We start from the raw sequence: 14,185 nt of genomic DNA on the forward strand, positions 1-14,185 counted from the left end.
TTGATTAGTTTTTTACATATTCAAGAATGTCTCCGGGTTGGCAGTCCAGTGCTTTGCAGATGGCCTCCAGTGTAGAAAGTTTTACTGCTTTTGCTTTTCCTGTCTTTAAAATAGAAAGATTAGCCTGGGTAATCCCAATTTTCTCAGCGAGTTCCTGCGACTGCATCTTGCGTTTGGCAAGCATTACGTCTACGTTGATTACTATTGGCATAATTTAAATGGTTAAATCTGCTTGATATTGTAGATCCATTCCTTTTTTGAAGAATTCTACGATGAAATAGACCATGATTCCAAGCAAAAAATGTATAAATATGATGAGCAAAATATCTAAACTAAAATGAGATTTGAAATTATACAGCCAGTTCAACACAGAAAGTGGAACAAAAATAATATTTAGCAAAGAGAATCTTTTCAACCACTGGATCACATTCTGGTTAAAGAGTATTTCCTGACTCATTCCGTTAAAAATTTTAAAGGCTGAAAAGAAAAATAAAGTGTAAAAAGAGAATTGCAATAATTGATTTAAAAACATTTCCAATGAAAAAACTCCTGTTACCATCTGCTGATCTGAAAACGGATATTTAAATCTGAAATAAGTGTTCCCGGTGGCAGTGGTATTCCCCCAATCTATGGTATTCCCAATATAAAATGTGTTATAAAGAATTTTATTGCCTGTCTTTAAATTATAATAAGAAATTCCATAGCCGAACATTTCATATATAAAATGAAATGCAAAAAATACAAAGAGAAAAAACAGAATCCAGCTTATTGCTGATGAAATTGAATTGTTACCTAATAATTTCATAGATTTAATTTTATTTATTGCAAATGTATAATAATTTATTGCTTTACGATAATAATTTATTAAAAACTTATTTTTTATTTTTTAAAAATTTGCATAGGAAAAGTGACAATCATTTTTGAATTGATATTTTTGCTGCAGATAAAGAACAAATCATGTCACGATATATTAATTTTCTGAAGAAAGCGCTGAGCGGTAAGGAGATCGACTACACTACAATTACGATAAGAAGTGCAGTTCTGCTGCTGGCTATTCCGATGATGCTGGAAATGGCCATGGAGTCTGTCTTTGCGCTGGTTGATCTTTACTTTGTAGGGCATCTTAGGGAGAGCGGGTATGCAATACAGACCGTTGGCCTTACTGAATCGGTACTTTCTGTAATGTATTCAATTTCCATAGGAATGAGTATGGCGGCGACAGCGATGGTTGCGCGGAGAATAGGAGAGAAGAATCCTGAACAGGCTTCCAGGAGTGCAGCCCAGGTTTTGCTGGTTTCTTTTGTGGTGACTTCTATTCTAAGTTTGTTCGGCGTGATTTATGCTGAAGAAATTTTAATTCTGATGGGTTCCAGACCCGAAGCTGCTGAGTACGGGAAAGAATTCACCAGGATTATGATGGGAAGCAGTGTGATTATTATGCTTTTATTTTTAATCAATGGAATTTTCAGAGGTGCAGGGAATGCGGCTATTGCAATGAAATCACTTTGGATTGCCAATATTGCCAATATTATTTTGTGCCCTGTATTAATCAAAGGTATTGGGCCGGTTCCGGCGATGGGACTTACAGGAGCAGCTTTGGCGACAACTATCGGAAGAAGCATTGGGGTAATTTATCAATTGTATCATCTATTAATTGCGGATACACAGATCAGAATCAGGCTGAATTATTTTAAATCAAAACTGGATCTGATCAAGACAATTATTAAGATCGCAACTCCCGGAATTTTTCAGTTTGTTATTGCTTCATGCAGCTGGATTTTCCTGGCACAATTAGTAGCAACTACGGGTGGCGAAAATGCTTCGGCGGGTTATCAGACTGCCTTGCGGTTAATGATGTTCTTCATGCTTCCGGCATGGGGATTAAGTAATGCAGCATCCACTTTGGTCGGGCAGAATATGGGAGCTGGTGAAATAATGAGAGCGGAGCAGTCTGTTATGAAAACGGTAAAATACAATGTCATTTTCATGATCACGGTAAGCCTGATATTTGTTTTGATGGGAGATTTTCTGGTGGGATTTTTTACTCAGGAAAAAGAAATTAAGGATTTTGCGACAAACGCCTTACACATCATGAGCATCGGGTTTATTTTTTATGGAATCGGAATGGTTATGATCAATGCCTTTAACGGAGCCGGAGATACCTGGACGCCGACATGGGTAAATCTTTGCGGGTTCTGGCTCTTTCAGATTCCTCTGGCATATGTACTTTCAAAGTATTTCGGAATGGGTCCGAAAGGCGTATTTATCTCAATTCCCGTAGCGGAAACTTTAATCACAATCGTAGCTTTTATTTTGTTTAAATTAGGACGATGGAAAAAGGTAAAGATTTAAAGATTATAAAAATTTTAACAGCTGAACTTTTGATTTTAGAAGTGTATTCTTTAATTTCGTACAACAACTAAATTATATTACTATGGGAAAAGGAGACAAAAAATCTAAAAGAGGAAAGATTAACAATGGAAGCTATGGTAAAAGAAGACCCAGAAAATCTTCAAAAACAGTTGCCGCTTCAGAAGAGAAATCTAAAGGCTAAAATAAAAGACCGGAAATTTGTTCCGGTCTTTTATTTTTATAACAAGATTAAATTTATTTTCCTCCAAAAATGCTTCCCAATAAGCCTCCAAGGCCATCGTTATCTTTTTTCCTGGGATCATTATTCCCTAAAACATTCCCTAAAATATCGCTCAGTGGATTGGATGAAGTTCCGGTATTTCCGTTTCCTAAGACGTTTCCGATGATGTCATTCAATGGATTCGACTGTTGGTTCTGCGCCTGGCTTGATGCGTTGCCTAAAATCCCGTCGAGTAAGCTTCCTAAGCCTCCTGCACCAACATTATTCTGTTGCTTTTCTCTGCCAATATATCCCATAATTACAGGGGCCAGCATGGATAAAACAGGACCTATCTTATCAATAGAAATCCCCGTTTTCTGAGATAACTGATTTTCTACATTGCCCTTTTCTCCGCCAAATATGTGAGTAAGAATAGAATTTCCTTCGGATTGTCTTGCCTCGGCCTGACTGACATCGTTAAGAATACTTCCGTCATGATCTTTATCCAATGCTGCATTGAGTGATTCCGCTTCATGGGTGTCCTGCGATTTTTTTCTGAGGTAAGAAATGATCAGAGGAGCAGCTACGGCTAATAATGTGATGATCTGATTTCTGCCGATTCCGAATTTATTTTCGGCTCTTTCTGCGACCTGGTTACCGGTATTTCCTGTTAGTAAATCAATTAAACTCATAGCTTGTGTTCATTTATTATTAAAGTAAACGAAAATCAGCAAAAAGGGTACCGTAAAAATTAATGTAGACTATGATTAATTTCATTAAAACTTACGTATTTCTTCTTCTGTGTACCCTTTTTCCTTGAGTTTTTTAATGTAGATATTAGCGCTATAAGTCATCCAGTTGATAGGTTCAGGAGCCGTTTTTTTGTCAATTACAAATTCCAGGATTCCTTTATTATTACACATCCACGGCAGCATGTAATAACTTAAACCTCCTTTATAGCTTTTAAAATTATCAAAAGCTTTTCCCTGAGGTGTATACAATGCAATACTAAAAAACAGATAATAGAAAGCAGGAATAAAAAGGCAGATCCAGGAAAGTTTTTTAAAGAATAAATATTTACCTGAAGTAAGTCCATAGCCGATTGCCAAAGCAAAAATGATATTAAAAGGTAAGAAGAAAATATAATTATCTGTTACCGCGTAAAATGTAGCAAAACCGTAGATTAAAACCGAGGCAAGGAAAAATATATTAAACATCTTTCTGTTGTCTTTGTACAACATTGCTATTCCTATAATTCCAACAATTACAAAAACTGTAAAATTATACAACAGGTACACAATAGATTTTATAATATCCATTAAATATTGTGAAAATGTTTTTTTGAAAGATTCTTCAACCCAATGTCCCTGATTGCTGCTAAAAGGAGACGAAAGGGGATACCCCTGCGAATAATTAATAATAAATAAAAGTGAAAAAATAATCGAGAAAGCAATAAATGAATATATAACACCTGCCCTTTCAGACCTGAAATAAAACAGAAATATAAGGTAAGCCGGGATAAGCAAGAAATTCTGAATATGCAGCCAAATGCTTATTCCCAGAAAAATACCTGCCAAAATAATATAAGCTTTCTTTTTTTCAAGGACAAAACTGTTGATTATACATAAATAGAACAATGTGAGCCAGAACGCGTTATAAGTGTAAACTTCAATGATCTCAGCATTTTTCCAGAAGGTAAAGCTGAATCCAAAAACAATGGCTGCTACAATAGAAGCCCAGTTTATTTTTGTTAAATTTCTTACGGTCATATATACGAATGCCACTGCAAAAGCTGCTGAAAATATAACCAGACATCTGTTGGATTCAATAGATCCTAATCCTGTTAATTTGTTAATAAGAATAGCGGTGTTACTATACAGGATATGTGATGTAGAACTCGCTACTGTTTCAAAAGTGTCCAGTTCAGTTGTTAAAGCAAATCCGACACAGTCTGCGAAAGGAATTTTAGAAAAACTCCCGGCATAATAAATCAATAAGAAGGCAATAAACAGTAAACCGGCGGTCAAAAATTTATTCATTGCTTAATTCTTCAGAATAGGGACATTTGAACATGCTTCGCCAAACATTAATGATTTTACGATAGGTTTTAATTGTTCAACCAACTCTATATAAGCATTTTCAGGGATTTCTTTATCGGAGCAGCCTTTTACCAGGACTCTTTTACCACGCATATCTTCGAAATCATAATTTTTAATGGCATTATGCATAAGGATTACTTCAAGATCCTCAAGATTGCCGAAAACTATTTTTTTAGTAACGTCGGTTAGTTTTGCTGTAATAAGAAAATATGCCCAAAGAGGAACAATAGCATCTGCGGAATTGTAGATGTAAACGTAAGCATCGCGATATTCTTCAACATCAATAGCAGCCACCTTTTCACGAAAATCTTTCTCCTTCAGGATCATTTCCATAAAAAGAAAATCTTTCAGGTCGATTCCTTTTCTCATTCCTTTTGGGACAAGATTTGTTAGGTCAAAATTGATAAGTCCGCTTTCCGCAACTTTATTCCGGATTTCAAATTCTTCTGACATTTTTTATCATTATATTTGAACAAATTTACAAATTAAGATTTTATAAATTCTTATTTGTTCTCTATTCCTGTCATAGAAACCTCCCATAACTTCAGTTGTCAACAAAGAAAAATTGAAAAGAGGTTGCTTGTGACAATTAAAAAATAAAAGATTTCAGCAGAAATGAAATATTATATTATCGCCGGAGAAGCTTCCGGAGACTTACACGGAAGCAATTTAATGAAAGCCTTAAGGAAAAAAGATCCAAATGCTGATTTTAGATTTTGGGGAGGAGATCTCATGGCAAAACAGGGCGGCGTACTTGTGAAACATTATCGCGATCTTGCATTTATGGGTTTTCTGGAAGTTGCAATGAATCTACGCACGATTCTCAATAATATTAAATTTTGTAAAGAAGATATTAAAAATAACAAACCGGATGTTCTTATTCTGGTCGACTATCCAGGATTCAATTTAAGGATTGCAAAATTCGCAAAAGAGCTGGGCATAAAAGTCGTGTATTATATTTCTCCTCAGCTTTGGGCCTGGAAAGAAGGACGAGTCGAGATCATTAAAAAATATGTGGATGAAATGATGGTGATTCTTCCGTTTGAAAAAGATTTTTATAAAAAGCACGGGGTAAATTCTCATTTTGTGGGTCACCCTCTGCTGGATGCTATTTCAACATTGGAAGACATTAATATTGAGAAGTTTAAGGGAGAAAACGGATTAAACGAAAAGGAAATTATTGCACTGTTGCCTGGATCAAGAAAACAGGAAGTGGAAAAAATGCTTGAAATGATGCTTTCCGTAAGGCCTTATTTTGAAGAATATCAATTTGTTATTGCCGGTGCGCCGAGTCTTCCTAAAGAATTTTATGAGACTTATGTGGATGATAATGTTCATTTTGTTTCCAATAAAACGTATGACTTGTTGAGGTGTTCAAAAGCGGCTTTGGTGACTTCAGGAACGGCAACCTTAGAAACTGCTTTATTGAATGTGCCTGAAGTCGTTTGCTATCGTGGAAGTAAAATTTCTTATGCCATCGCAAAACGACTCGTTAAAAATATCAAATACATTTCCCTGGTTAATCTTATCATGGATCGGGAAGTTGTAAAAGAACTGATTCAGAATGATTTAAATACAAATAATCTGGTGGAAGAACTTAAAAAAATATTGGGAACAGAAAAAAGGTTTGAAGTTTTCAGAGATTATGAGCTTCTGCGGGAAAAACTTGGAGGGAAGGGAGCCAGTGAAAATGCGGCTGAGGTTATCCTAAAGCTTTAAAATTTAAAATGAAATATTACAATCGTAGAAAATTTTTCTGCGATTTTTCTTTTAAATAATGAATAACCAGTGCAGGTTTAAAATTTTCCAATATTTATGAGGAATTTTCCTTTCAAATAAATATTTTTGGAAAAACACAATTGTTGAGCCGGCAACCTATTCTCATACTCGTCATCTATTTTATCCTCGGAATTTTCTTCCAGGATAAGTTTTCTTTCGATGTGCATTACATTAATATAATAATGGGTATCTGCTTGATTATTTTGATTTTAACTTTTTTTAAAAACTATTTTTTCCATAAAGCAAAACCTTATCTTTTGTGTGTTATGTTTTTTGGAATTGGCATTGCTCTGCATTTTTACAATTCATTTGATGAACAAATTTCTGCTTCCGGAAATAATACTATTGTTTTTAGAATTTCCAAAAAGTTGAATTCTAATGAAAAGAACAGGAAGTATGAAGCTGTAGTGCAAATAGAAAATGAGAATTTCAATGCGGTTTTGTACATTCCTAAAAGCGAAAAAGAACTGGATTTTAATCACTGCTATAAAACTCAGGCTTATATTTCAAAACCCAAAGTTCCGCAATATGATTTTCAGTTTAATTATGCCAAATATCTCAAACGAAAAAATGTTGATTATCAATGTTATATCAATGATGAGGTTTTCTCTGCAGAAAGAAATGATTTAAGTTTTACCGAAAAATTTCCCCAGAAGAGGCTTGAAGTTCTCCAAAATATTGACAGAACAAAAATGTCCTCAAGATCAAAAGAATTTCTGAAGGGAATTATCCTCGCAGATCGCACCGAGATTGATGCGCAGACCGTTCAGGATTTCAACAGGTCCGGGCTGGTGCACTTCCTGGCAATTTCGGGAACGCACATCGTTGTGATTTTCGGGATTTTTTATTTTCTGCTGATAAAGGTTCTACCATTGAAATGCAGAAAATATGCGATCATCACAAGTTTGGTTTTAATCTGGCTCTTCACCATTTTTATTGGTTTTGGAAGCTCGGTCGTCCGTTCAAGTCTGATGCTGAGCATTTACTTTATATATGTTTTGCTGCAGCGAAAACCGGATCTTTTGCACGCTTTGGCTTTATCTGCTTTTGTTATCTTAATTTCTAACACACAACAGCTTTTTGATGTTGGATTTCAGTTGAGCTTTCTTGCTGTTCTTGGTATATTCTGGTTGAATCAGCCGATTCTGAATCTTCTTCCCAAACAGGATAATTGGTTAAAGAAAATTATTTTCAATATCATTTCAATTTCCATTTCTGCACAGGTTGCAACGCTTCCTCTTGTTTTGTATTATTTTCATCAGTTTTCATTTATTTCTATTTTTGCTAACTTTTTCATTGTCCCGTTTTCAGAAATTATTATTGTGTTTTCATTCTTAATGACAGCTCTTATAGCTTTCAATCTCGATTTTGAATTCATGAATTTGATTTACGGTTATACCATTGATGTTTTGCTAAAAATAATTCATTGGTTTGCTGATTTTAAAATGCTCTTCTTTGAAAATATTCCTATGAATTTATCAGAGGTTTTCTCACTTTTTGTTGTTGTTTTCTTACTGAGATTTGTTGTTTTGCAATGTAATCTTAAAAATTTGACCCGATTTATGATGGCGTTGTCTGTATTTTTCATTCTGAGGCTGGGTTTAGATTTTTATGAGAATCAGAAAGACGAAGTTCTTGTTCACGACTTTTCAAAAAATAAAGTATTATCAATAAAGAAAAATGAATCCGTCTGTTTTTGGATTAATGAAAATTCTGACACATCCAAGCTTAACGATTTTATTATCAATCCATACTGTGCATCACGACGGATAAAGAATATTAAAGTTAAAAGCTTTCCAGCTTCAGTACAAAAAGTCGTTTACAAAGACAAAATTTATGAGATAAAGTAACTCTGCTGTTTTTTGTTGTTTTTCCTTTATTTATAATGTTTTAAGCGCTTATTTAGAAACGTTACAAACTGGCTATATGTGAGATTTCTCACTTTTTGATCTAGTTAACATTTCTTAATTTTGTGGAAAATCAAATTTAAACTTATATGGCAGGTTTAACGAGTTCTACGATAGGTAGAAAATATGCTATGGCATTGTCGGCTATCTTTTTGCTGATATTTCTGGTGATGCACCTTTCTGTAAACCTTTTATCGGTTTTTGGTGAGGATGCGTACAACAATGCTTCGCAGTTTATGGGGTATAATCCTCTTATTCAATTTGTAATGCAGCCGGTTCTGATATTCGCTGTGGTTTTCCATTTTGTAATGGGATTTGTTTTGGAAATTAAAAACCAAAAAGCACGTCCTGTTAAATACGAGTCAAATAATCCTTCTCACAATTCTACCTGGATGTCTAGAAATATGATTATTTCGGGTGCTGTGGTGTTGGCTTTTATTTTTCTTCACATGTATGATTTCTGGTTTCATGAAATGAATTACAAGTATGTAGATGGGTTGCCGATCGAAGAATCGCGTTTCTGGGGAGATCTTCATGCAAAATTTGCAGATGCCTGGAGAGTAATCATATACATCATTTCTTTTATCTTACTGGGATTGCATTTGGGACACGGCTTTCAGTCTTCATTCCAGTCAATAGGGGCAAGACATCCTAAATATACTCCTGTAATCATGGCATTGGGAAAATGGTATTCCATCCTGATTCCTGCAGGTTTTATTTTTATCGCAATTTATCACTTTGTAACTCAATAATATCAATATACTAATATGAGTAAATTAGATTCAAAAATTCCGGCGGGTCCTTTAAAGGATAAGTGGAAAAATCATAAAGACCATATGAACCTTGTTGCACCAAACAACAGAGACAAGATTGATATTATTGTTGTTGGAACAGGTTTGGCAGGTGGTTCTGCTGCAGCTACTTTAGCAGAGCAGGGATATAATGTAAAAGCATTCTGCTACCAGGATTCTCCGAGAAGAGCGCACTCTATTGCTGCTCAGGGAGGTATCAATGCTGCCAAAAATTACCAGGGCGACGGCGACTCTACCTACAGATTGTTCTATGATACCATCAAAGGTGGTGACTATAGAGCAAGGGAAGCAAACGTTTACAGATTAGCTGAAGTTTCTGCAAATATTATCGACCAGTGTGTTGCTCAGGGTGTTCCTTTCGGACGTGAGTACGGAGGTCAGCTTGATAACCGTTCATTTGGTGGGGTTCAGGTAAAAAGAACATTCTATGCAAAAGGACAAACAGGTCAGCAGTTGTTGTTAGGAGCTTATTCAGCCATGAGCCGTCAGATCGGTAAAGGAAGAATCAAAATGTACAACCGTCACGAAATGATGGATCTTGTAATCGTTGACGGAAAAGCAAGAGGGATTATCGCAAGAAACCTTGTAACAGGTGAGATCGAAAGACATTCTGCTCACGCCGTTGTTATTGCTTCAGGAGGTTACGGAAACGTATATTTTCTTTCGACAAATGCAATGGGTTCAAACGTTTCTGCAGCCTGGAAAATTCATAAAAAAGGAGCCTATTTCGCAAATCCTTGTTATGTGCAGATTCACCCGACATGTATTCCGGTTCACGGAACGCAGCAGTCTAAACTGACGTTGATGTCCGAATCCTTAAGAAACTCTGGAAGAATCTGGGTTCCTAAAAAGAAAGAAGATGCAGAAGCCATCAGAGCAGGAAAACTCAGACCTGAAAATATTAAAGAAGAAGACAGAGATTATTATCTTGAAAGAAGATATCCTGCATTCGGTAACCTCGTACCTAGAGACGTTGCTTCAAGAGCTGCTAAAGAAAGATGCGACGCCGGATACGGAATCGAAAATAACGATACTCAGGAAGGGGTTTACCTGGATTTCTCTACAGAGATCATGAAAAAAGGTAGAGAAGCTGCTATTGAGAAACATATTCACAATCCGACTGATCAGCAGATCTATGATCTTGGTAAAAAATGGGTTGAGGAGAAATATGGTAACTTATTCGTAATGTATGAAAAAATTACCGCTGATGATCCTTACAAGACACCAATGAAAATTTATCCGGCCGTTCACTATACTATGGGTGGTGTTTGGGTTGACTATAATCTTCAGTCTACTATTCCTGGATGTTTCGTCATTGGTGAAGCCAACTTCTCTGATCACGGTGCCAACAGATTAGGAGCCTCTGCTTTGATGCAGGGACTTGCTGACGGGTATTTTGTACTTCCTTATACCATTGCAGATTATTTATCTGCAGATATCAGAACAGGAGCTATTCCTACCAACTCTTCATCATTTGACGAAGCTGAAAAAGGGATTAAAGAAAAAATAGATTTCTTCCTTAATAATAATGGAACTCATTCTGTTGACTACTTCCACAAGAGATTAGGAAATATCATGTGGAATAAAGTAGGGATGGGAAGAACGCCTGAAGGCTTAAGAGAAGCGATAAAAGAAATCGAAGAAGTAAGAAATGACTTCTGGAAAAATGTAAAAGTTCCCGGAGATAACGATGGTATGAATACCGAGCTTGAAAAAGCATTCAGAGTTGCTGACTTCTTAGAACTTGGACAATTAATGGCGATCGACGCATTACACAGAAACGAATCTTGTGGAGGGCATTTCCGTGAAGACCACGCAACGAAAGATGGAGAAGCGGAAAGAGATGACATTAATTACAAATATGTTGGAGCTTGGGAATATCAGGGAAGCGATATCAATGCAGAAGTATTGCATAAAGAAGAGCTGATCTATGATAATATTGAAGTGAAAACAAGAAGTTACAAATAATCTCCAATCTTTAAATACAAAATTATGAGTGCAAAAAAAGGCTTACATCTTACGCTGAAAATTTGGAGACAAAAGAATAATAAATCTAAAGGTCAGTTTGAGACTTATAAAATATCGGATGTTTCTACAGATTCTTCATTCCTTGAAATGTTGGACATCCTTAATGAAAATCTAATTAACGAAGGTAAAGAACCAATCGCTTTCGACCACGATTGTCGTGAAGGAATCTGCGGAATGTGTTCTCTCTATATCAACGGTAGAGCTCACGGTCCTGATACCGGAATCACAACATGTCAGCTTCACATGAGAATGTTCAAAGACGGAGAAACGATCGTTATTGAGCCATGGAGAAGCGCTGCTTTTCCTGTTATTAAAGACTTAATGGTAGACAGAAGTGCGTTCGACAGAGTAATGGCTGCAGGTGGTTTCATTTCGGTGAATACTTCAGGAAACACGTTGGATGCCAATGCTATCCCGGTTCCTAAAGAAGATGCTGACAAAGCTATGGATGCAGCTGCATGTATCGGTTGCGGTGCTTGTGTTGCTACTTGTAAAAACGGATCTGCGATGCTTTTCGTTGGAGCGAAGGTTTCTCAATATGCACTATTACCACAAGGTAGAATAGAGGCGAAGAGAAGAGTTTTGAATATGGTGAAAGCTATGGATGAAGAAGGATTCGGAAACTGCTCCAATACCGGTGCATGTGAAGTGGAATGTCCTAAAGGAATTTCTCTTGAGAACATCGCCAGAATGAACAGAGAGTACATGGCAGCATTCGTTGACAGAGGATAAAAATTACTTATCACATCATAAAAAATCGTCTCCTTTAAGGATGGCGATTTTTTTTAATAAGAATTCTTGCAAAAATTAATTTTTTTGCATTCGATTATTCTTTGTTATACTTTCAAAAAAATCCATCATTTCATTGGGAGATAAGGAAAAATAATTCAGAATCTTAATAAAGTATGCCAATGTTATTTTTTCAGTTCCATTTTCTATTTTTGAAACTTTACTTTGATTAATGTCCAAATCGATTGCTAACGTCTGTTGGGAAATTCCTTTCTTTTCACGTAATTTTCTTAATTTAAAACCTAAGTCTTTTTCCATCATTTTATTTCATTCCATTGTGTAATACAAAATTAAAAATTTATTTTAATTTCAAAATATCTTTTCTATGTGTAAAACGAATATTCTAAAACAGAATAGGATGTTTGAAAAAATCTATACAAATTTGTGAAAGGTTTTCAAAGTGAAAGCCACAAATAAAAATATATAAATGTTATGAAAAAATTAAATGTTTCGCAAATGGAAAATTTACAGGGAGGTGATGAGACCTCTAAAATATCTCCAGAATGTCTAGCTTCTATGGGGTTATCAGCTGTTGCCGGAGGGATGATCGCTGGGCCATGGGGATACGCAATAGGTGCTGCGAGTGCTTATATTTGGAATCCAAAATGTAAATAAAGTAAGAGGCCATATTTATGATTAAAACAGTTGACGAAATATTACAAAAGATAAGTTTAAAGTATAATTTGAAGTTTTCGTATAAAAATTCTAATTATCAACTTGAGAGTTCAATCTTTTTTATTAAACTCAAACTTGATGGTGATAAATTATCATATTGGATTAATCATAGGTATGGACTTATTTCTTATCTTTTTACGAAAAGTAAAATTGAAAAAATAATTATTGACTTAAAGACATTAACTTCAGAAAATAGAATCACTTTAAATCAAGTGGTTCTTAATAAATAAATTAGTGATAAATTCTTTAAGAATGTATTGTATTGTCAACTGTATTTTAATTTAAGATTGTGGTAGACTTTTTTATCAGTAAACGGATTAACAATATTTTATATTTACAACGATTTGAATATGTTTCTTGTTTACAAAGAAATTCATTAATACAATTATAAATAATAATATTTGATTGCTGAAAATTTTAATTGAAAATAAAAAGATCTTTAAGCTTCTCTCTCTTTTTTAAAACACCTATGAAAAAAAAACTAAAAACATTTGTAGATCATAATAATCTAAGCATTATTATCGGTGTTTTTTTAAGTATATTGACGATTCTTGCTTTTAATAGAAATTGGATAGATTCCGAAAGTCAAAGAGTTACACTTATTATGGGTATACTTACGGCTGTTTTTATAGGAGTTTCGTTATTACCAAAATGTAGAGGTTTATTCATTTTTGTTATATCTCTTGTTTTTCTTTCTTTCACGTACATTTTTTTTAAGTAGCAGAACTCTTCTGCGTTATATTGATGAAAAATTTTCTACTTTTCGTAGGCATTGTTCTATGCTATTTATTGTTAGCATATTTAGACAAAACGTATATTTCTACAGATTCTAAAATATTAGATTTCCTTACCAAAGATTATCCAAGTGCAGTTGTACAAAACTATATGAATAGTCAGAAAAAATGGTGGTGGTTAGGATACGCTATAACTCCCTTTTTAATTGGTACAAAAGTTTTACTAGTAACTTTTTGTCTCAATTTCATAAAATTATTTGATTTTCCTAAAGTTGATCAAATAAAATTTACCGATTTCCTTTTTCTAGCACTTCTTGCAGAATTTGTTTTTGTAATCGGTGGTTTTTATAAGTTTATTAACTTTTATTGGATTAATACAGAGTATACTTTGGAAAACGTACAGACCTATTATCCTTTATCTTTGCTGAATTTTAAGGATAATATTTCTACAGAAAAATGGTTGGCATATCCTTTACAATTGGTAAATATTTTTGAATTATTTTATTGGATTCTCCTTGCTTGGGGTGTTCGGGAATTTTTAGAAGAGAAAATTAGCTATTTAAAGTCATTTGGTTTGGTTGCCATAACTTATGGTATAGGGTTATTGTTTTGGACAGTTATAGTATGTTTTATAATCCTTAATGCACAGTATTAGTGGAAAAATAAGAACAAAATTGTAATCTATTTGATATTTTAGCGAGTATCTTAGCATGGTTTTACATTGTATATGAAATTATTACACAAACGATAAACCGTTTCCTTATGCAATGGCAATCTTATGGGTTTTACT

15 protein-coding genes are annotated in these 14,185 nt (G+C 34.6%); 9 read left to right on the forward strand and 6 right to left on the reverse strand.

Features of this window, described 5'->3' with window-relative positions; translation table 11 throughout:
* Positions 1–4: 4 nt before the first annotated feature.
* Together AC3WV0_RS06100 and AC3WV0_RS06105 are read right to left on the reverse strand one after the other, a co-directional pair.
* Complete coding sequence (locus tag AC3WV0_RS06100) at positions 5–211, reverse strand: helix-turn-helix domain-containing protein (protein ID WP_089998373.1); 207 nt, start codon at positions 209–211, stop codon at positions 5–7.
* A gap of 3 nt (positions 212–214) precedes the next feature.
* On the reverse strand, positions 215–805 hold the full coding sequence (locus AC3WV0_RS06105) for a DUF2975 domain-containing protein (RefSeq protein ID WP_488844914.1): 591 nt from the start codon (positions 803–805) through the stop codon (positions 215–217).
* Positions 806–957: 152 nt separating this feature from the next.
* Here AC3WV0_RS06105 and AC3WV0_RS06110 point away from each other — a divergent pair, with 152 nt between their 5' ends.
* Both AC3WV0_RS06110 and AC3WV0_RS06115 read left to right on the forward strand, forming a co-directional pair.
* A complete protein-coding gene (locus AC3WV0_RS06110; RefSeq protein WP_488844916.1) occupies positions 958–2,352 on the forward strand; it encodes an MATE family efflux transporter in 1,395 nt (464 codons plus the stop codon).
* Between the two features lie 82 nt (positions 2,353–2,434).
* Positions 2,435–2,554, forward strand: coding sequence for a 30S ribosomal protein THX (locus AC3WV0_RS06115; protein WP_089998370.1), 120 nt, complete (start codon positions 2,435–2,437; stop codon positions 2,552–2,554).
* Between the two features lie 53 nt (positions 2,555–2,607).
* Here AC3WV0_RS06115 and AC3WV0_RS06120 read toward each other — a convergent pair whose 3' ends face one another.
* The 3 genes from AC3WV0_RS06120 to AC3WV0_RS06130 form a co-directional block, all read right to left on the reverse strand.
* Positions 2,608–3,264: a DUF937 domain-containing protein gene (locus AC3WV0_RS06120; RefSeq protein WP_488844918.1), complete on the reverse strand. Its 657-nt coding sequence runs from the start codon at positions 3,262–3,264 to the stop codon at positions 2,608–2,610.
* A gap of 84 nt (positions 3,265–3,348) precedes the next feature.
* A complete protein-coding gene (locus AC3WV0_RS06125) occupies positions 3,349–4,611 on the reverse strand; it encodes a protein O-mannosyl-transferase family (RefSeq protein ID WP_488844920.1) in 1,263 nt (420 codons plus the stop codon).
* Between the two features lie 3 nt (positions 4,612–4,614).
* On the reverse strand, positions 4,615–5,124 hold the full coding sequence (locus AC3WV0_RS06130) for a DUF2480 family protein (protein ID WP_488844921.1): 510 nt from the start codon (positions 5,122–5,124) through the stop codon (positions 4,615–4,617).
* Between the two features lie 162 nt (positions 5,125–5,286).
* Here AC3WV0_RS06130 and lpxB point away from each other — a divergent pair, with 162 nt between their 5' ends.
* From lpxB to AC3WV0_RS06155, 5 genes are all read left to right on the forward strand, one after another.
* On the forward strand, positions 5,287–6,390 hold the full coding sequence (gene lpxB / locus AC3WV0_RS06135; RefSeq protein ID WP_488844922.1) for a lipid-A-disaccharide synthase: 1,104 nt from the start codon (positions 5,287–5,289) through the stop codon (positions 6,388–6,390).
* 143 nt (positions 6,391–6,533) lie between these two features.
* On the forward strand, positions 6,534–8,300 hold the full coding sequence (locus AC3WV0_RS06140) for a ComEC/Rec2 family competence protein (protein WP_488844923.1): 1,767 nt from the start codon (positions 6,534–6,536) through the stop codon (positions 8,298–8,300).
* A 146-nt stretch (positions 8,301–8,446) separates the two neighbouring features.
* Entirely contained in the window at positions 8,447–9,109 is a 663-nt protein-coding gene (locus AC3WV0_RS06145; protein ID WP_312899931.1) for a succinate dehydrogenase cytochrome b subunit, read from the forward strand.
* 15 nt (positions 9,110–9,124) lie between these two features.
* Positions 9,125–11,137 carry a fumarate reductase/succinate dehydrogenase flavoprotein subunit gene (locus AC3WV0_RS06150; RefSeq protein ID WP_488844924.1) on the forward strand — a complete coding sequence of 671 codons (2,013 nt, stop codon included), beginning with the start codon at positions 9,125–9,127 and terminating at the stop codon, positions 11,135–11,137.
* A 24-nt stretch (positions 11,138–11,161) separates the two neighbouring features.
* Positions 11,162–11,929, forward strand: a complete 768-nt coding sequence (locus AC3WV0_RS06155; protein ID WP_089853209.1) for a succinate dehydrogenase/fumarate reductase iron-sulfur subunit — start codon at positions 11,162–11,164, stop codon at positions 11,927–11,929.
* 75 nt (positions 11,930–12,004) lie between these two features.
* On the opposite strand, the gene AC3WV0_RS06160 is transcribed toward AC3WV0_RS06155, so the two are convergent.
* Positions 12,005–12,247: a helix-turn-helix domain-containing protein gene (locus AC3WV0_RS06160; protein ID WP_488844925.1), complete on the reverse strand. Its 243-nt coding sequence runs from the start codon at positions 12,245–12,247 to the stop codon at positions 12,005–12,007.
* 171 nt (positions 12,248–12,418) lie between these two features.
* Here AC3WV0_RS06160 and AC3WV0_RS06165 point away from each other — a divergent pair, with 171 nt between their 5' ends.
* Positions 12,419–12,601: a hypothetical protein gene (locus tag AC3WV0_RS06165; RefSeq protein WP_488844926.1), complete on the forward strand. Its 183-nt coding sequence runs from the start codon at positions 12,419–12,421 to the stop codon at positions 12,599–12,601.
* 804 nt (positions 12,602–13,405) lie between these two features.
* Positions 13,406–14,050 carry a hypothetical protein gene (locus AC3WV0_RS06170; protein WP_488844927.1) on the forward strand — a complete coding sequence of 215 codons (645 nt, stop codon included), beginning with the start codon at positions 13,406–13,408 and terminating at the stop codon, positions 14,048–14,050.
* Positions 14,051–14,185: the final 135 nt, after the last annotated feature.

It is taken from the genome of Chryseobacterium sp. 27AL (assembly GCF_057815395.1).

Excerpts from the sequence above, each read along its gene's own strand:
- AC3WV0_RS06115 (WP_089998370.1), top strand. The coding sequence starts at position 2,435 with ATGGGAAAAGGAGACAAAAAATCTAAAAGAGGAAAGATTAACAATGGA.
- AC3WV0_RS06155 (WP_089853209.1), top strand. The coding sequence starts at position 11,162 with ATGAGTGCAAAAAAAGGCTTACATCTTACGCTGAAAATTTGGAGACAA.
- AC3WV0_RS06100 (WP_089998373.1), bottom strand. The coding sequence starts at position 211 with ATGCCAATAGTAATCAACGTAGACGTAATGCTTGCCAAACGCAAGATG.
- AC3WV0_RS06130 (WP_488844921.1), bottom strand. The coding sequence starts at position 5,124 with ATGTCAGAAGAATTTGAAATCCGGAATAAAGTTGCGGAAAGCGGACTT.
- AC3WV0_RS06145 (WP_312899931.1), top strand. The coding sequence starts at position 8,447 with ATGGCAGGTTTAACGAGTTCTACGATAGGTAGAAAATATGCTATGGCA.
- lpxB (WP_488844922.1), top strand. The coding sequence starts at position 5,287 with ATGAAATATTATATTATCGCCGGAGAAGCTTCCGGAGACTTACACGGA.
- AC3WV0_RS06105 (WP_488844914.1), bottom strand. The coding sequence starts at position 805 with ATGAAATTATTAGGTAACAATTCAATTTCATCAGCAATAAGCTGGATT.
- AC3WV0_RS06170 (WP_488844927.1), top strand. The coding sequence starts at position 13,406 with ATGAAAAATTTTCTACTTTTCGTAGGCATTGTTCTATGCTATTTATTG.
- AC3WV0_RS06160 (WP_488844925.1), bottom strand. The coding sequence starts at position 12,247 with ATGATGGAAAAAGACTTAGGTTTTAAATTAAGAAAATTACGTGAAAAG.
- AC3WV0_RS06165 (WP_488844926.1), top strand. The coding sequence starts at position 12,419 with ATGAAAAAATTAAATGTTTCGCAAATGGAAAATTTACAGGGAGGTGAT.
- AC3WV0_RS06110 (WP_488844916.1), top strand. The coding sequence starts at position 958 with ATGTCACGATATATTAATTTTCTGAAGAAAGCGCTGAGCGGTAAGGAG.
- AC3WV0_RS06125 (WP_488844920.1), bottom strand. The coding sequence starts at position 4,611 with ATGAATAAATTTTTGACCGCCGGTTTACTGTTTATTGCCTTCTTATTG.
- AC3WV0_RS06150 (WP_488844924.1), top strand. The coding sequence starts at position 9,125 with ATGAGTAAATTAGATTCAAAAATTCCGGCGGGTCCTTTAAAGGATAAG.
- AC3WV0_RS06120 (WP_488844918.1), bottom strand. The coding sequence starts at position 3,264 with ATGAGTTTAATTGATTTACTAACAGGAAATACCGGTAACCAGGTCGCA.